This is a genomic window from Paraburkholderia sp. PREW-6R (genome assembly GCF_039621805.1).
In the GTDB taxonomy this organism is placed as follows: Bacteria; Pseudomonadota; Gammaproteobacteria; order Burkholderiales; family Burkholderiaceae; genus Paraburkholderia.
In genome coordinates, this window is the sequence record NZ_CP155074.1 from 1,853,237 (window position 1) to 1,870,898 (window position 17,662).

The following is a 17,662-nucleotide window of genomic DNA, read 5'->3' on the forward strand; positions in this document are numbered from 1 at the left end:
AGCCGTTCAGACCACCATGCAATCAACTCTTCGGCAGCCGCGTGCCGCCATTGGCGGAATCGTTTTTCTGCTCATCGCCGTCGTCGGACTCTTCTATGTGAAGTGGTTTCCGTATTACAACCGCGCGTTCGTCGCTGCGAGCCAGCACTCGATCGGCAAATCCATTCTGATGGGCACGTCGGCGAGCGCGCCGGCGGCGTCGTGGCACTCGGCGGTCGATTACGCGATGGCGTACGGCAAGGCGATCTGGCAGGCGATGGTTCTCGGCCTGTTGCTTGGCTCCGCGGTACAGGCGTTGATCCCGCCGCAATGGGTCGCGCGTGCGCTCGGCCGCGCCGATTTCGGCAGCGTGGTAAAGGGCGGCCTGATGTCGCTGCCAGGAATGATGTGTACGTGCTGCGCCGCGCCGGTCGTCGCCGGTTTGCGCGCGCGCCAGGCGGCGCCCGGCGCGGCGATCGCCTTCTGGCTCGGCAACACCGCTCTGAATCCGGCCACGCTGATTTTTATGGGCTTCGTCCTCGGCTGGCAGTGGATGGGCCTGCGCCTCGTCCTTGGCATCGTGATGGTGTTCGGGCTTGGCTATCTGGTGAATCGCATGGTCACGCCGAAAGAGGCGCAAGCCGCTCAAGCCTCCCTGTCGCACCTCGTCGCCACCGACGAACCCGGCACCGCCTTTACGCGCTGGCTAAAAATTCTCGCCGCAATGACGCTGCGGCTCGTGCCCGAGTACATCGTGCTGGTGCTGATCCTCGGCGCGGCGCGCGCGTGGCTCTTTCCGCACATCGGCCCGAATATTGACAACAGCCTGCTGTGGATCGTCGGGCTATCGGTGGCGGGGACGCTGTTCGTGATTCCCACTGCGGGCGAAGTGCCGATCATCCAGGCCATGCTCGCGTTCGGCATGGCAGCCGGCCCCGCCGGCGCGCTGCTGATGACGTTGCCGCTGATCAGCGTGCCGTCGATCGCGATGCTCGGCCGCTCCTTTCCGCGGCGTGTGCTGACAGTGGTGACGCTGGCGGTCGTGCTGTGTGGCGTCGTCAGCGGGTTGCTTGCGGCGGGTCTGGGCTTTTGAGGGTGCCGGCTGTGCGGGGTTTCCGTGTCGGCGGGTCCGGGTTTCCGGTTGCGAGGTTCCGGTGATGAAACGTATTGCGGCGTTTTCGGCAACGACCTGGTCGGCGGCTGCGTTGCTCTACTTCGGTCAACATTCGGTGGCGTTGATCGTGATGAGCGGCGTCGTCGCGCTGGCTGGGTTTGATTTGCTGCGGCCTTGAGCGGCGGCAGCAGCGGTCGTGAACGGGCGGCGGCGGATGCACGGCGCAATGTCGTGTGAAGTCCGCTGGCCCGCTTACGTTTTCAAGGCGTCGCGAATTGAGGCGAGCCATAGCGCGACCGCATGCGCGCCGGGGTCCACGTGCCCGAGCGCGCGGTCGCCGACGTAACTCGAACGTCCACGCCGCGGCTGCATCTGCGCTGTCCGTGCGGCGCCTTCTGCGGCGGCATCGACTGCGGCGTTCAATGCGGCGTCAATGTCCGGCGAACTGGCCAGCGCGGACTGCAGCGCGTCCGCGGCGGGTTTGAGCGCATCGACCATTGTGCGGTCGCCTGGGTGCGCACCGCCTAATTCCATCAAGCCGGCGACGCCTGCTGTGAAAGCAGCCGCCCAATGCCGCGCCGTGGCCGACGTGGCCGAAGTGCCGGCAGCATTCGTCGGCGCTTCGCGCGGTTGCTCCAGTGCGACGGCGGCGCGTAACAGCATCACCGAATAAAGCGGGCCCGACGTACCGCCGACCACTCGCCGCACCGTTGCCGAGATGCCGCGCAACACGTTGCCGGGCTTCGTCTCGGCCGCGTACGAGTCGAGTTCGTGAAGAATCGCGCGTGCGCCACGCGACAGGCTGATGCCCAGGTCGCCGTCGCCGACGCGCAGGTCCATATCGGTCAGCGTCGGCTCAGCCTTTATCAGACAGTCGCACACGGCGCTGATTACCCGGCGCAGTGCGGCATCGCGCGCCAGCTTCTCTCCGTCAAAGGTCAACGGCTCCGTCGGCGCGGGCCGCACGGACGCCTGCGCAACTCGCCCACTCAGCGCGGGCCAGGCGCTGGTGTGCGCGGCGGCGTCGAGCCAGCCGAGCCGGACGTCGTCCACGCGCAGCAGCGACAGCGAAACACCTGCCATCTCCAGCGCGCTCAGAAAGGTGCCGGCCCACGCACGTTCCACCGTGATGCGGCGCTCGGCCAGGCAGCGCAAACTGGCGCTCGCCACGATGTTCAATTCGCTCGACGGCGTTCCGCCAAGATTATTCACGAGCAACGCGACACGCTCGCCCGCCTGCAACGACAGATCATCGATGATCTTGCCCAACAGCCGCTCGACAATCTCCCGGGCCGGCTGCAGCGGGCCTTTTTCTACGCCAGGCTCGCCGTGGATGCCGAGTCCCCATTCGATTTCGTCGTCAGCCAGCTCAAAGCCTGGCTTGCCCGCCGCGGGCACGGTGCACGGTGTCAGCGCGACGCCCATGGTGGCGAGGGAATCGATTGCGTCGCGCGCTATCTGGGCCACCTCGGCCAACGGTCGGCCAGCCGCAGCGGCCGCGCCCGCGATCTTATGAACCAACACTGTGCCTGCGAGCCCACGACGCCCGGCGTGATCGCCGCTGGCCGCGAGCGCAACGTCGTCGGCGACGACGACCATGTCGACCGGAATACCCTCAGCACGCGCGATCTCGGCCGCGAGACCGAAGTTGAGGCGGTCGCCCGTGTAGTTCTTTACGATCAGCAATGCGCCCGCCGGGCCGGCGACTGCGCGGATGGCGTCGAGCACGGCATCGGTTGAAGGAGACGTGAACACTTCGCCGGCGACCGCCGCGCTCAGCATGCCGGGGCCGACATAGCCGCCGTGCGCGGGCTCGTGGCCCGAACCCCCGCCCGAGATTAGCACGACCTCGCCGCGCGCCGCGGCGGCCTGGGCATCCGCGCGCACGACGACCCTGCTGTTTTGCAGTAGCGAGAGATTGGGATTGAGCGCCGCGAGTCCGTCGAGCATGTCGGGGACGACGGCGGAAACGTCGTTAATGAGCTTTTTCATTGCGTCGGCTTCCTTTCAGGCGGCGGGCACTGCATCGCAGGTAAGCGGCAGGTTGTGCAGTGGCGCAATGACAAGCTTACCGCGCATTGTCAGACGGCGACGCGAAGCGGTGCCTGCGGATGCGAGAAGTGGCCCGCACGGCAGGCGAATGCTGATCTGGGTGTGGAAAGAGACCGGAGAGTGCCGCAGGCTCAGGCGCGTTGCATGGATGCGCTGTTTTCGCTGCGTTTCAGTTTTTGCCGCAGTTTTGTGGAGTTTGCGACGTGTTGGTCTCGTTGTGCCGAGTGATGTGTTACTGAGGTGGGTGTGATGTGTGTGATGCGAGGACCTGACAGTAGAAGAAAGCGGAACCGCTTTCTTCTACGCCACGGATGCGTTGGTAGGCTCGATTGGATTCGAACCAACGACCCCCACCATGTCAAGGTGGTGCTCTAACCAACTGAGCTACGAGCCTTTAGAGGCGCGAATTATAGAGAGTCTGTGTGCAGAGCACAAGAGCTCGGCGGCACTTCTTTAACAAAGCGGTAACGATCGGTTTTCCGGACGGCTCGGCTCGACCCAATCGTTGTCAGCTATGCGTGGCGAATAGGTTTCTGCGTGTGCTTTTGTCAATTTGCGGAGCACGCGGCTATCGGGGCTTAACCTTTTGCGACGCACGCCGTTATTGCATCTGCACAGGCATACACATTTGGACCTTCATGGCACAACCTATTCCGTTTTCCCGCAACACTGGTGCTGCCCGCGCACGGCATGCCAAAGCCATGCTGTTGCCGCTGGCGCGCCAGATCGCGGACGACCTCGCACTGCGCGTGCATCTTGCGCTCGATGCGCTCCGTCGCGGTGCCGGCAGCATGACCGACGCACAAACCCTCACGCAGACGATGCTGCTCACGGGCTTTCTCGCGGAGTCGGGATTCGGCTCGGTGAATCAGGAGCACCTGAGCGCGGCGGAACGAGCTGTGTCGATGGTATTTGACATCGGCCGCGAAACCGATCGATGGGAACTCGACGACACGGGCTTTGCGCCCTTTGCTGCGATCGCTACGAGTTACGATCAACAGTTGCATCGCGCGCCGTTGTGGGCGGTCACTGAGGCAAGCGAAAGGCTTGATCGGTTTGTGGCGGGGCTACCGTATCAGGCGGCAGCGAGGAAGCGGGCTTAATACAGCGAGGGAGTCGGATAACGCGGGCGCTGCGTTTGTCGCGAAGATGCAGACGATGACAGCGCCTTGCGGCGTTGTTTAGCAGAGGGCGCGTGATTGCGCCTTCGAGTGTGCGGATTTTGCTGACTGTGCTGCGGTTATGCGGCGCCGTTTCCACGCGCCGTAAACGCAGAAACCCCACCTTTTGGGGGTGGGGTTTCTGACACTGCTGGGGAGCCTGACGATGACCTACTTTCACACGGGTAATCCGCACTATCATCGGCGTGGCGTCGTTTCACGGTCCTGTTCGGGATGGGAAGGGGTGGGACCGACGCACTATGGTCATCAGGCATGACTTGTTGCTGCGCTGTCCTGTGGGGGACAGCCCAACCAATCGGGGAAGAAGTAGTGTCTGGTGAGGCTCACCAGAGAAGTTTTGGGTTGTGCTGTTTCTGGCACAACACTGATCTCAACCGTGTGTGGTCTGCACAAGACCCTGCGCGTGGCGCAGGGTGGGCCTGCCATGAGTGCTTGCGCACTGACGGCTGGCCGTCACACACCTGTTATAGGATCAAGCCTTACGGGCAATTAGTATCAGTTAGCTTAACGCATTACTGCGCTTCCACACCTGACCTATCAACGTCCTGGTCTTGAACGACCCTTCAAGGGGCTCGAAGCCCCGGGGATATCTCATCTTAAGGCGAGTTTCCCGCTTAGATGCTTTCAGCGGTTATCTCTTCCGAACATAGCTACCCGGCGATGCCACTGGCGTGACAACCGGTACACCAGAGGTTCGTCCACTCCGGTCCTCTCGTACTAGGAGCAGCCCCCTTCAAATATCCAGCGCCCACGGCAGATAGGGACCAAACTGTCTCACGACGTTTTAAACCCAGCTCACGTACCTCTTTAAATGGCGAACAGCCATACCCTTGGGACCGGCTACAGCCCCAGGATGAGATGAGCCGACATCGAGGTGCCAAACACCGCCGTCGATATGAACTCTTGGGCGGTATCAGCCTGTTATCCCCAGAGTACCTTTTATCCGTTGAGCGATGGCCCTTCCATACAGAACCACCGGATCACTATGACCTGCTTTCGCACCTGTTCGACTTGTCAGTCTCACAGTCAAGCACGCTTATGCCATTGCACTATCAGCACGATTTCCGACCGTACCTAGCGTACCTTCGTACTCCTCCGTTACACTTTGGGAGGAGACCGCCCCAGTCAAACTGCCTACCATGCACTGTCCCCGGTCCGGATAACGGACCCAGGTTAGAACCTCAAACAGATCAGGGTGGTATTTCAAGGTTGGCTCCACGCAAACTGGCGTTCACGCTTCAAAGCCTCCCACCTATCCTACACAGACCGGTTCAAAGTCCAATGCAAAGCTACAGTAAAGGTTCATGGGGTCTTTCCGTCTAGCCGCGGGGAGATTGCATCATCACAAACACTTCAACTTCGCTGAGTCTCGGGAGGAGACAGTGTGGCCATCGTTACGCCATTCGTGCAGGTCGGAACTTACCCGACAAGGAATTTCGCTACCTTAGGACCGTTATAGTTACGGCCGCCGTTTACCGGGACTTCAATCAGGAGCTTGCACCCCATCATTTAATCTTCCGGCACCGGGCAGGCGTCACACCCTATACGTCCACTTTCGTGTTTGCAGAGTGCTGTGTTTTTATTAAACAGTCGCAGCCACCAGTTTATTGCAACCCCTTCACCCTCTGCCCGCAGGGGCATCAAGCTACAGGGGCGTACCTTATCCCGAAGTTACGGTACCAATTTGCCGAGTTCCTTCTCCCGAGTTCTCTCAAGCGCCTTAGAATACTCATCTCGCCCACCTGTGTCGGTTTGCGGTACGGTCACTGTCAAACTGAAGCTTAGAGGCTTTTCCTGGAACCACTTCCGATTGCTTCTTCACCGAAGTGAATGGCCTCGCACCCTTGAATTCCGCGCCCGGATTTGCCAAAGCGCCTTCTCCAATGCAAGGACCGGGACGTCCAACACCCGGACAACCTTCCGCGATCCGTCCCCCCATCGCATTTGACAATGGTGCAGGAATATTGACCTGCTTCCCATCAGCTACGCATTTCTGCCTCGCCTTAGGGGCCGACTCACCCTACGCCGATGAACGTTGCGTAGGAAACCTTGGGCTTACGGCGAGGGGGCTTTTCACCCCCTTTATCGCTACTCATGTCAGCATTCGCACTTCCGATACCTCCAGCACACTTTCCAGTGCACCTTCGCAGGCTTACGGAACGCTCTCCTACCATGCATATAAATATGCATCCGCAGCTTCGGTATATTGCTTAGCCCCGTTACATCTTCCGCGCAGGACGACTCGATCAGTGAGCTATTACGCTTTCTTTAAAGGATGGCTGCTTCTAAGCCAACCTCCTGACTGTTTTAGCCTTCCCACTTCGTTTCCCACTTAGCAATATTTGGGGACCTTAGCTGGCGGTCTGGGTTGTTTCCCTCTTGACACCGGACGTTAGCACCCGATGTCTGTCTCCCGTGATTGCACTCTTCGGTATTCGGAGTTTGCTATGGCGTAGTAATCCGCAATGGACCCCACAACCATGACAGTGCTCTACCCCCGAAGGTGATACACGAGGCACTACCTAAATAGTTTTCGGAGAGAACCAGCTATTTCCAGGTTTGTTTAGCCTTTCACCCCTATCCACAGCTCATCCCCTAACTTTTCAACGTTAGTGGGTTCGGACCTCCAGTACGTGTTACCGCACCTTCATCCTGGCCATGGATAGATCACCTGGTTTCGGGTCTACACCCAGCGACTGAAATCGCCCTGTTCGGACTCGCTTTCGCTACGCCTGCCCTAATCGGTTAAGCTTGCCACTGAATGTAAGTCGCTGACCCATTATACAAAAGGTACGCCGTCACCCCCTTGCGAAGGCTCCGACTGTTTGTATGCATGCGGTTTCAGGATCTGTTTCACTCCCCTCCCGGGGTTCTTTTCGCCTTTCCCTCACGGTACTGGTTCACTATCGGTCGATCACGAGTATTTAGCCTTGGAGGATGGTCCCCCCATCTTCAGACAGGATTTCACGTGTCCCGCCCTACTTCTCGTACACCCAGTTCTTCCTCGCTGTTTTCGTCTACAGGGCTATCACCTGCTATGGCCGCACTTTCCAGAGCGTTCGACTAACAATGAAGATAAAGAGTACAGGCTGCTCCCATTTCGCTCGCCACTACTCTGGGAATCTCGGTTGATTTCTTTTCCTGCGGCTACTTAGATGTTTCAGTTCGCCGCGTTCGCTTCGCGTAACCTATGTATTCAGTTACGGATGACCCATTCGGGCCGGGTTTCCCCATTCGGACATCTACGGATCAAAGCTCGTTTGCCAGCTCCCCGTAGCTTTTCGCAGGCTACCGCGTCCTTCATCGCCTGTGATCGCCAAGGCATCCACCACATGCACTTGTTCGCTTGACCCTATAACGGGTGCGTCTCGGCCGCATTCACTGGGAATCCGGCGTGATCCACATCGCTACAGGTTGAGTATTCGTGTTGCGCCGTATTCCAAAGCAATCTTTCGATCACTTAAAAATACATTGATACAATCACAACCCTGATTCACCTACTCACGCACCCATCTCGAGGCACGCTTTCGTGAATCTCTTTACTACTTCTTCCTGATTGTTAAAGAACGACAGCCGATAGCGCAGTTACCATCACCACGTATCGCTCTGACTGGCTCAATCGCCAATGCATAACGCTCGGTGAATACCGAACACTAGGCATTGAGGATTGGTGGAGGATGACGGGATCGAACCGACGACCCCCTGCTTGCAAAGCAGGTGCTCTCCCAGCTGAGCTAATCCCCCCGGTCATGCACAGAACAGCATCTGCTTTCCATCCCCGGGGGTCTCACCGGTCAGCCACCGCAGAATCAGTGGTGGGTCTGGATGGATTCGAACCATCGACCCCCGCCTTATCAAGACGGTGCTCTAACCGGCTGAGCTACAGACCCCTGAGTCTGTCTGCGTATGCTGTGCATGTGTGTCTTCAAAGTTCACAGCCGATAAGCGTGAGCGCTTGGTGCGTCGCCTGACGCATAAGCTCTGGAAAGGAGGTGATCCAGCCGCACCTTCCGATACGGCTACCTTGTTACGACTTCACCCCAGTCATGAATCCTACCGTGGTGACCGTCCTCCTTGCGGTTAGACTAGCCACTTCTGGTAAAACCCACTCCCATGGTGTGACGGGCGGTGTGTACAAGACCCGGGAACGTATTCACCGCGGCATGCTGATCCGCGATTACTAGCGATTCCAGCTTCACGCACCCGAGTTGCAGAGTGCGATCCGGACTACGATCGGTTTTCTGGGATTGGCTCCACCTCGCGGCTTGGCAACCCTCTGTTCCGACCATTGTATGACGTGTGAAGCCCTACCCATAAGGGCCATGAGGACTTGACGTCATCCCCACCTTCCTCCGGTTTGTCACCGGCAGTCTCCCTGGAGTGCTCTTGCGTAGCAACTAGGGACAAGGGTTGCGCTCGTTGCGGGACTTAACCCAACATCTCACGACACGAGCTGACGACAGCCATGCAGCACCTGTGTTATGGCTCCCTTTCGGGCACATCCACCTCTCGGCAGACTTCCATACATGTCAAGGGTAGGTAAGGTTTTTCGCGTTGCATCGAATTAATCCACATCATCCACCGCTTGTGCGGGTCCCCGTCAATTCCTTTGAGTTTTAATCTTGCGACCGTACTCCCCAGGCGGTCAACTTCACGCGTTAGCTACGTTACCAAGCCAATGAAGGCCCGACAACCAGTTGACATCGTTTAGGGCGTGGACTACCAGGGTATCTAATCCTGTTTGCTCCCCACGCTTTCGTGCATGAGCGTCAGTATTGGCCCAGGGGGCTGCCTTCGCCATCGGTATTCCTCCACATCTCTACGCATTTCACTGCTACACGTGGAATTCTACCCCCCTCTGCCATACTCTAGCCCGCCAGTCACAAATGCAGTTCCCAGGTTAAGCCCGGGGATTTCACATCTGTCTTAGCGAACCGCCTGCGCACGCTTTACGCCCAGTAATTCCGATTAACGCTTGCACCCTACGTATTACCGCGGCTGCTGGCACGTAGTTAGCCGGTGCTTATTCTTCCGGTACCGTCATCCGCCACAGGTATTAACCACAGCGTTTTCTTTCCGGACAAAAGTGCTTTACAACCCGAAGGCCTTCTTCACACACGCGGCATTGCTGGATCAGGCTTGCGCCCATTGTCCAAAATTCCCCACTGCTGCCTCCCGTAGGAGTCTGGGCCGTGTCTCAGTCCCAGTGTGGCTGGTCGTCCTCTCAGACCAGCTACAGATCGTCGCCTTGGTAGGCCTTTACCCCACCAACTAGCTAATCTGCCATCGGCCGCCCCTGTAGCACGAGGTCCCGAAGGATCCCCCGCTTTCCTCCGCAGAGCGTATGCGGTATTAATCCGGCTTTCGCCGGGCTATCCCCCACTACAGGACACGTTCCGATGTATTACTCACCCGTTCGCCACTCGCCACCAGGGTTGCCCCCGTGCTGCCGTTCGACTTGCATGTGTAAGGCATGCCGCCAGCGTTCAATCTGAGCCAGGATCAAACTCTTCAGTTCAAACCTGTTACTGTTTCTCGGGCTCTTTCGAACCCGGTCGCTCACTCAACGTACTGACGAATGATCCTTCCATCTCTCGATGAAAAAACCTTCCTTTCATTACTGTGTGAGACCTGATACTTTCGCCTCACCCGGCCCCGTAAGACCCGGTGTGCGCCAGCGCATCAAGCGCCCACACTTATCGGCTGTTAGTTTTTAAAGATCAGTTACGCATCCACGAGCGCGCTGCACCGGATGACTACCTTCGCCACCCCCTGCACCGCTTCGTTTCTGCGCCCGCTGCATCAGCAGCAAAGAAGCGAGATTATGAAGAACGATCGACGTGCCGTCAACCCCCTACCTTGAATTTTCTTTTGACCACCGCCCCTTTAACGCGACAAACATGCGCCTCATATAGATAGCAGGCTGGGCCGCGACCATCTGAATGTGTGACGCTGACCGTGTTCCTCTATATAGTGAGGGGCATGTGAATGACGAAGGCGCACGTCGATGCATCCCTCCCACACCGAGCGTTCCGCGCTGCATCGCGCGTCCGGAGCCCACCTGCGACAAGTTCGCGCAACGATTTGATGTGCGCACAATGCGCGCGAACGCGCAACGTCGTATATAATGCGAGCCGCGCGAATTTCGCGCATTTCTATCGGCCCGCTTCGAGCGGGCTCATCTTTTTTGCTCCCCAGAGCACAAGCCAAACAACCGCGTTGAGTCACTCAGGTGATGTTGAGCCATGCTCGAAACGCCTGACGGTAGCGTCTTGCGTCTCATAGCGAAGCCTCTAGAGGAGAATACGTGAACCCTTTTGATCGCGAAGATTCGCAACACGAAACCGCCAGCTTCACTGCCAAGGCACCGGGCCGTACCGCCAAAGGCAAGGGAGCGGGCAAAGCAATCCCCGTGGCAGCAGAACTGCCGCCGCAGCAGGCCGAAGAGCGTCAGCGCCAGATGCGCGCGCTCATCCAGTTGGGTAAGGAGCAAGGCTACCTGACCCATGCGCAGATCAATGACCACTTGCCCGACAACTTCGCGCAAACGGCGGCGATCGACAGCATTGTCAGCGCGTTCAATGACATGGGCGTGCAGGTCTACGAGCAGGCGCCGGACGCGGAAACGCTGCTGCTGAACTCGAACACCCCCGCCGTCGTGTCGGACGATCAGGCCGACGAGGAAACCGAAGTCGCGCTCTCCACAGTGGACTCGGAATTCGGCCGCACGACCGACCCGGTCCGCATGTACATGCGCGAAATGGGCGCCACCGAACTGCTGACCCGTGCGGGCGAAATTGCGATTGCCAAGCGCATCGAAGACGGCCTTCACGAAATGGTTCAGGCAATTGCCGCGTGCCCGCTCGCGATTTCCGCAATTCTGGCAAGCGCGCAGCAGGTGGCGGACGGCGAGTTGCGCATCGACGAACTGGTCGACGGTCTGAATGAAGACACGGTCGCCGCGGAAGAAGAAACCGTCAGCGCCGACGCTGCGGCAGACGAAGACACCGACGCCGACGAAGAAGACGACAGCGAGAGCGACGACGACGTCGGCCCGGCCGACTCATCGGCGGCGGACGAAGCGCGTCTGAAGCAGCTCACGAGCGACTGCCTCGAAATCTTCGCCCAGGTCGGCATGCTGTATGACCAGATGAACGCGTCGCACACGCGCGGCGACGTCACGTCGAAAGCGTATCAACGCGCTCGCGAAGAGATTCAGCAGCATCTGGCCAAGATCCGCTTTACGGCACGCACCATCGACCGCCTGTGCGGCGACGTGCAGCATCAGGTGGCGCAGGTTCGTGCAATCGAGCGCAACATCATGCAGATCGTCGTCACGAAGAGCGGCATGCCGCGCGAGAAGTTCATCGAATCGTTTTCGGGTCACGAGGCCGAACTCTCGTGGACAGAGCGCGCAGCGCGCGGCAACACGCCGTATGGCGCGGCGCTCGAGCGTCACCTGCCGGCCATTCAGTCCGAACAGCAGAAGCTGATCGACATTGAAGCCACCGTGTCGCTTCCGCTCAAGCACCTGAAAGAGATCAACCGCCAGATGGTGGCGGCGGAATCGAAAATGCGCAAGGCGAAGAGCGAAATGATCGAGGCGAATCTGCGTCTCGTGATCTCGATCGCCAAGAAATACGTGAACCGCGGCATGCTGTTCCTCGACCTCATCCAGGAAGGCAACATCGGCCTGATGAAAGCCGTGGACAAGTTTGAATACCGTCGCGGCTGGAAGTTTTCCACGTACGCCACGTGGTGGGTTCGCCAGGCTGTCACGCGTTCGCTCGCCGACCAGGCGCGCACGATCCGCGTGCCGGTGCACATGATCGAAACGATCAACAAGCTCAACCGCATTTCGCGCGAGATCCTCCAGCAAACAGGTCAGGAAGCGCATCCGTCCGTGCTCGCGGAACGCATGGAACTGTCGGAAGAGAAAGTGCGCGGCATTCTGAAAATCGCCAAGCAGCCGGTGTCGATGGAAACGCCGGTCGGCGACGACGGCGATGCCACGCTCGGCGACATGATCGAAGACTCGGCGGCTTCGTCGCCGGCGGATGCCGCGATGCAAGCCGACTTGCGCGCCGCCATCGACGACGCGCTCGACTCGCTGTCCCCGCGCGAAGCCAAGGTGCTGCGCATGCGCTACGGCATCAACACGAAGTCGGACCACACGCTCGAAGAAGTGGGCAAGCAGTTCGACGTCACACGTGAGCGGATTCGCCAGATCGAGAGCAAGGCTATGCGCAAGCTAATGCATCCGAGCCGCGCGGATCGCCTGAAGTCGTTCCTCGACCGTTAAACAGTACGACGCCTGACCAGGCTGGACGAAGGGCCCGACGTGCTTCGCGCACGTCGGGCCCTTCGCTTTTTCTGCGCGTTATCGGGCCGGCGGAATCAGCGATCAACCATCGGCATCAGGCAAGCAGTGTAATGATCCCGCCGAGGCTGATACTCGCCGCTACCCAGCGCCCCGCCGTATGGAACGCTGACGGATCCCGTCGGCTGCGGCGGTTAAGACTTGAGCGCGGGTAAAAAGCGGCAAGCACCCCGCGTAACTTTCGCCAGTAACGCTCCCGGCGAATGCAAAGCGGGCTCCGTGGCACCGACGAAAACGTGAATGCGTGACCAGCGGCGCCGATGGCGAGGCCACCGGATGGCGGCGACCATTCCTCGACGTTGGGCATAGTCGTTGCGGCAACCGGGTATGCTTTCCTGAAGGAGCACATCATGACCTTGCTCGACCCTCAAAAGCCCGCACCGGCGGCCACCCAAGGCGCAAATATAGTTGGTACGGGCGTCGGCGCAGGGCCCGGGCCGGACGTCATGGCGGCCGCTACGCTCGACGGCAATAAAGTGATGTCGTCCGACGGCGAACACGTCGGCAAGATTTCCGACATCATGCTCGACGTGCGCGGCGGCCGGATTGCCTATGCGGTGTTGTCAAGCGGCGGTTTTCTCGGCGTCGGCGACACGCTGCACGCAATTCCGTGGAGCGCGCTGACACTCGACACCGATGACCGATGTTTCGTCCTCGACGCACCTGCCGAGCGGATCAAGAGCGCGCCGGGCTTCGACAAGGAGCACTGGCCGGCGATGGCCGACGCGCAATGGGGTGCATCGGTATATGAGTACTACAATCGCACGCCGTACTGGAACGCGACACGCGACATTGTCGAAGAACGCGACGTCGATCCGAATCTCTGAACGCAACGCGCTCTGAAAAAGGGCGCAGCATGAGCGATGCTGCGCCCGTCTCGGTAAGTCAGTCAGACAGTCGCAACCATTTTCAGGTCTTGTCTCCGACTGACCGGCTACCCACTGCGTCCAGCTTCGCCTGTAGCTCCTGTTTGCGCGCCGCGATCTTCTTGCCGAGCGCGATGAGGTCGCATTTCGTACGCCGCAGTTCCGGGAACAGTTCCTCCTCTTCCTCTTCGACGTGATGCTGGACCATTTCCGACATCACCTTGAAAGTCGCATCAAACCCTTTGTCGCCGGCCTTCATCGTCTCGAACTTCGCAATCAATGTCTTGACGAGGTAATGTTCGATATAGGCCTCGTCGACGTCGAGCTTGTCGTCGTCCGGCAAAGCTTCCTGCGCGGCGGGATAAAGCAACTCTTCCTCGATGATCGCGTGCATGGTCAGCTGCTCGCAAGCGCGCTGCACAAGCGCGGCTTTGGCTTCCAGGTCGTCATCCCCGGCCCGCTTGAACGCGTCGAACAGTTTTTCCACCGCACGGTGGTCGGCTTCGAGCAACGCCAACGCGTCCTGCGTGCCGTCTGCCGGCATTGCCGGTTGTTTCTCGATGGTTTCAGCTTGAGCCATAACAGTTCTCCCTTGGGGGTTCATTCGGTTTGGCGAGTCCCGTCCGTTGATGGCGTTCACTCGCATGAAACGGCTATCGCAAGCGCCGTTCCGCACTCAGGCAATCCGCGTCTAACGCTAAAACCGGGCCGCAAGAGAGACGAAAACCCGCCATCCCATTTGTCCACAGAAATTGTTTGCAAGCCTGTGGATATCTTGCGCAAGACTGACTCAACTCCTTGAGCCAATTGACATTGCCCGTGCTGCCCGCACTTGCCCTGGGCATCTCGAAAAGTCTCGCCAGCGTCAGTCCGGCGCGACACGGTCGCCATGCCAGCCGTGCGCGCCGTCAGGCGAGACGACATGCAGACCCTGGACAGCGCCGTAAGTGTCTTATGCGAGCACTACGCGTAGTTTGTGCTGCGGCGTGCCGAAATAGATGTCGTAGCGCGGACGACTAAACCACGTTTTTTTCCACGATCGGACGGTTTTCCAGCACGCGCGAAAAGCTCAGCGAACTCAGATCGAGCGACGTGTAACGCCCATGCAGGATGAGTTCGCTGATGCCGCGGCCCGTGGCCGGACCCTGTTGCAAGCCGTGGCCGCTGAAACCATTCGCGAACAGACAGTTATCGACTTCCGGGTGATGGCCGATGATCGCGTTCTGGTCGAGCACGTTGTACTCGTAATAGCCCGACCAGCAGTTCTGCACGCGCAGCGCTTCGAATTGCGGCACGCGATGCGCAAGCGTCGGCCAGATCATGTCCTCGAAGAGCGCATGATCGACCTCATCGAGCGGCAGATCGTTCGGGTCGTTATCCGCCGAAGGCGACGTGCCGCAAATGAACGAATGACCTTCGGGCCGGAAATAAACGCCGCTTGGATCGATCAGCAGCGGACAACCATCGAGGCGGCCCGGCGACGTGACATTGAAAATGCTGCGGCGTCGCGCGTACACCGGCAGGTCGATTCCCACCATCTGCGCCACATGACGCGACCACGCGCCGGCCGCGTTGACTACGACATCACATGGATACGCGTCGCCGCTCATGGTGTGAACCTGAGTCACGCGCCGGCCGTCGCGAAGCAGCGCGGTAACGTGATCCGCAACATAATGCGCGCCGAGCGACTGCGCCTTTTTGCGCAGCGCCTGCACGAGTCCGTAACCGTCGAACCAGCCCTCGCCGCTCTCGCCGTAAGCGCCGGCCGCGAGGTCTTCGGTGTTCAGCCAAGGGAAGCGCGCGCGCAGCGCGGCCTGCTCGAGCAGACTGATGTCCGCACCAAGACTTCTTTGCAGCGCGTGATTTTCGCGCAGCGTGGCTTCACCGGCGCGCGTCGCGAGGAACAGATAGCCGCCTTCGTGAAGATCGATGGAGGGTTGCGTGCCGTTGATTTCCAGCCGCTCGCCGATCGTGCGCAAGAACTCGATGCCGAACAGCGACATCTGAATGGACAGCGGCGTGGAAAATTGCTGCCGGATGGATGCCGCGGACAAAGCCGACGACGAGCGCGCATAAGTTGGATCACGCTCGATCACGGTCACGCCGACTGTTGGATCAGCCAGCCGCAAGAAATACGCAATCGAACTGCCGATTACCCCACCGCCGACGATCACGACTTTCGAACTCACGCCTTACCCCATGAATTACGTGGCTGCTCGGCACGGCAGGCGCCGTCACGGCATTGCCGAAGATGTTGCGTCTATCCTGCAGCGCGGCGCGCGATGATGCCGCGCGTTCACGCCCGGAGGCGCGAGCGGCGTCGCGTCAGTCGATATTGAAGTCGATGCCCTGCGCGAGCGGCAGCGCCGACGAATAGTTCACGGTGTTCGTCGCACGCCGCATATACGCTTTCCACGCGTCCGAGCCTGACTCGCGACCGCCGCCGGTTTCCTTCTCGCCACCAAACGCGCCGCCGATCTCCGCGCCGCTCGGTCCGATGTTCACGTTGGCGATGCCGCAATCGCTGCCCGAGTCGGACAGGAAACGCTCGGCTTCGCGCAGGTCTGTCGTGAACACGCACGAGGACAAACCATGAACGGCTGCATTGTTTGCTTCGATAGCGTCCGCGAAGTCCGAGTAGCGCAGCACGTACAGGATCGGCGCAAACGTCTCCTTCAACACGACAGCAGTCTGCGACGGCATTTCGACGATTGCCGGACGCACATAATGGCCGCCCTCGTAGCCTTTCACCTCGACGCGCTCACCGCCGAACACCTTGCCGCCTTCGCTCGCAGCCTGCTGCAATGCCTCCTGCATGCGTGCGTACGACTGCCTGTCGATCAGCGGACCCATCAGCGTGCCCTTTTCGAGCGGGTTGCCGATCGGCACCTTGCTGTACAACTGCTTGAGCCGTTCGACGGTCTTGTCGTACACGCTTTCATGTACGAACAGACGCCGCAGCGACGTGCAGCGCTGACCCGCAGTGCCGACCGCCGAGAACAGAATGCCGCGCATCGCGAGTTCGTGATCCGCCGTTTGCGTGACGATGCCCGCGTTATTGCCGCCGAGTTCGAGCAGCGAGCGGCCAAAGCGCTTCGCCACTTCCGCGCCGACCGTGCGGCCCATTTCCGTGCTACCCGTCGCGCTGACGATCGATGCACGCGGATCGGCCACCAGTTTGGCGCCGACATCGCGGCCACCGTTGATCAACGCAGTCAGGCCGGCCGGTGCGTCGCCGAATTCCTTTAACGCTTCGTTGAGAATCTGATTGACGGCGAGCGCCGTCAGCGGCGTTTTCTCCGACGGCTTCCAGATCACCGCATTGCCGCAGACCAGCGCAAGCGCCGCGTTCCACGACCAGACCGCCGCCGGAAAATTGAATGCGGAGATCACGACGCACGTGCCGAGCGGATGCCACGTTTCGGCCATCCGATGACCGGGTCTTTCCGACGCGATAGTCAGGCCGTACAACTGCCGGGACAAGCCGACCGCGAAGTCGCAGATGTCGATCATCTCCTGCACTTCGCCCATCCCTTCCTGGAGGATCTTGCCGGTTTCGAGCGTGATGATGCTACCAAGCGCGTGCTTCTTTTCCCGCAGACGGTTGCCGAGCAGACGCACCAGTTCGCCGCGCCGCGGCGCAGGAACATTGCGCCAGGTGATGTATGCCTCTTGCGCGCGAGCAAGCGCCGCGTCGACTTCCGCCACCGTATTGCTCGCAACGCGGCCGATGAGGCCGCCCGTAATTGGCGAATGAACCGCGATGTCGCCGGCTTGTGCCGCGTGCGCGATACCGAGGTCCGCGAGGATGGTGGAAGCGTCCATGGAAAATCCCTTTTTATTTCCGATGCGAAACAAGAGTCGCTTCGGAAACTATACACGCCAGGTTTTATGGCGACAAGGCCGCCTCCCACAGTAGTAATTCAGCGTTCAGCGGTCAGCAGTTTCCGATTGGAAATCTTCGCGCATGACATCTTCGACCGTCGGCAGGCCTGGACAGAAGCGAAACTCTGGCGAGATACAGGAACGCCCGTAAGCGTTGAAACTCGTGCCGAGTCCAGTCGACGAGACGATCCGGCCATACGCCGTT

The 17,662-nt window shown here is 59.8% G+C and carries 9 protein-coding genes, 3 tRNA genes and 3 rRNA genes; 5 read left to right on the forward strand and 10 right to left on the reverse strand.

Annotated features, from left to right (window positions below):
- Positions 1–16 precede the first annotated feature (16 nt).
- On the forward strand, positions 17–1,072 hold the full coding sequence (locus AAGS40_RS23520; protein ID WP_345815350.1) for a permease: 1,056 nt from the start codon (positions 17–19) through the stop codon (positions 1,070–1,072).
- Between the two features lie 64 nt (positions 1,073–1,136).
- Positions 1,137–1,271 (forward strand): hypothetical protein, encoded by a 135-nt coding sequence (locus AAGS40_RS23525; protein WP_345815351.1) that lies wholly within the window; start codon positions 1,137–1,139, stop codon positions 1,269–1,271.
- Between the two features lie 74 nt (positions 1,272–1,345).
- On the opposite strand, the gene dhaK is transcribed toward AAGS40_RS23525, so the two are convergent.
- Together dhaK and AAGS40_RS23535 are read right to left on the reverse strand one after the other, a co-directional pair.
- Positions 1,346–3,085 (reverse strand): dihydroxyacetone kinase subunit DhaK, encoded by a 1,740-nt coding sequence (dhaK, locus tag AAGS40_RS23530; protein WP_345815353.1) that lies wholly within the window; start codon positions 3,083–3,085, stop codon positions 1,346–1,348.
- 377 nt (positions 3,086–3,462) lie between these two features.
- A tRNA-Val gene (locus AAGS40_RS23535) sits at positions 3,463–3,539 on the reverse strand.
- A 244-nt stretch (positions 3,540–3,783) separates the two neighbouring features.
- Here AAGS40_RS23535 and AAGS40_RS23540 point away from each other — a divergent pair.
- On the forward strand, positions 3,784–4,248 hold the full coding sequence (locus tag AAGS40_RS23540; RefSeq protein WP_345815355.1) for a hypothetical protein: 465 nt from the start codon (positions 3,784–3,786) through the stop codon (positions 4,246–4,248).
- Positions 4,249–4,463: 215 nt separating this feature from the next.
- On the opposite strand, the gene rrf is transcribed toward AAGS40_RS23540, so the two are convergent.
- The 5 genes from rrf to AAGS40_RS23565 all read right to left on the reverse strand — a co-directional run bounded on the left by rrf (position 4,464) and on the right by AAGS40_RS23565 (position 9,844).
- A 5S ribosomal RNA gene (gene rrf, locus AAGS40_RS23545) occupies positions 4,464–4,577 on the reverse strand.
- A gap of 217 nt (positions 4,578–4,794) precedes the next feature.
- Positions 4,795–7,678, reverse strand: a 23S ribosomal RNA gene (locus AAGS40_RS23550).
- A gap of 316 nt (positions 7,679–7,994) precedes the next feature.
- Positions 7,995–8,070: transfer RNA gene (locus AAGS40_RS23555), tRNA-Ala, on the reverse strand.
- 69 nt (positions 8,071–8,139) lie between these two features.
- A tRNA-Ile gene (locus AAGS40_RS23560) sits at positions 8,140–8,216 on the reverse strand.
- A 95-nt stretch (positions 8,217–8,311) separates the two neighbouring features.
- Positions 8,312–9,844 (reverse strand): 16S ribosomal RNA (locus AAGS40_RS23565).
- Together the 16S, 23S and 5S rRNA genes with 2 tRNA genes alongside form the textbook arrangement of a ribosomal RNA operon.
- A gap of 789 nt (positions 9,845–10,633) precedes the next feature.
- Here AAGS40_RS23565 and rpoD point away from each other — a divergent pair.
- Positions 10,634–12,628 (forward strand): RNA polymerase sigma factor RpoD, encoded by a 1,995-nt coding sequence (gene rpoD / locus AAGS40_RS23570; RefSeq protein ID WP_345815356.1) that lies wholly within the window; start codon positions 10,634–10,636, stop codon positions 12,626–12,628.
- A gap of 428 nt (positions 12,629–13,056) precedes the next feature.
- Positions 13,057–13,533: a PRC-barrel domain-containing protein gene (locus AAGS40_RS23575; protein ID WP_345815358.1), complete on the forward strand. Its 477-nt coding sequence runs from the start codon at positions 13,057–13,059 to the stop codon at positions 13,531–13,533.
- Between the two features lie 82 nt (positions 13,534–13,615).
- Here the strand turns inward: AAGS40_RS23575 and AAGS40_RS23580 are convergent, their stop codons facing one another.
- The 3 genes from AAGS40_RS23580 to AAGS40_RS23590 all read right to left on the reverse strand — a co-directional run bounded on the left by AAGS40_RS23580 (position 13,616) and on the right by AAGS40_RS23590 (position 17,397).
- The gene (locus tag AAGS40_RS23580) at positions 13,616–14,116 is read right to left on the reverse strand and encodes a hemerythrin domain-containing protein (RefSeq protein ID WP_345816558.1); all 501 of its coding nucleotides are present in this window, start codon (positions 14,114–14,116) and stop codon (positions 13,616–13,618) included.
- Between the two features lie 472 nt (positions 14,117–14,588).
- Positions 14,589–15,761, reverse strand: coding sequence for an FAD-binding oxidoreductase (locus AAGS40_RS23585; RefSeq protein WP_345815360.1), 1,173 nt, complete (start codon positions 15,759–15,761; stop codon positions 14,589–14,591).
- 136 nt (positions 15,762–15,897) lie between these two features.
- Positions 15,898–17,397 carry an aldehyde dehydrogenase family protein gene (locus AAGS40_RS23590; protein WP_345815362.1) on the reverse strand — a complete coding sequence of 500 codons (1,500 nt, stop codon included), beginning with the start codon at positions 17,395–17,397 and terminating at the stop codon, positions 15,898–15,900.
- Positions 17,398–17,662: the final 265 nt, after the last annotated feature.

What these genes read in the sequence shown, in the direction of transcription:
- AAGS40_RS23520 (WP_345815350.1), top strand. Translation starts at nt 17, where the DNA reads ATGCAATCAACTCTTCGGCAGCCGCGTGCCGCCATTGGCGGAATCGTT.
- dhaK (WP_345815353.1), bottom strand. Translation starts at nt 3,085, where the DNA reads ATGAAAAAGCTCATTAACGACGTTTCCGCCGTCGTCCCCGACATGCTC.
- AAGS40_RS23575 (WP_345815358.1), top strand. Translation starts at nt 13,057, where the DNA reads ATGACCTTGCTCGACCCTCAAAAGCCCGCACCGGCGGCCACCCAAGGC.
- AAGS40_RS23580 (WP_345816558.1), bottom strand. Translation starts at nt 14,116, where the DNA reads ATGCCGGCAGACGGCACGCAGGACGCGTTGGCGTTGCTCGAAGCCGAC.
- AAGS40_RS23540 (WP_345815355.1), top strand. Translation starts at nt 3,784, where the DNA reads ATGGCACAACCTATTCCGTTTTCCCGCAACACTGGTGCTGCCCGCGCA.
- AAGS40_RS23525 (WP_345815351.1), top strand. Translation starts at nt 1,137, where the DNA reads ATGAAACGTATTGCGGCGTTTTCGGCAACGACCTGGTCGGCGGCTGCG.
- AAGS40_RS23590 (WP_345815362.1), bottom strand. Translation starts at nt 17,397, where the DNA reads ATGGACGCTTCCACCATCCTCGCGGACCTCGGTATCGCGCACGCGGCA.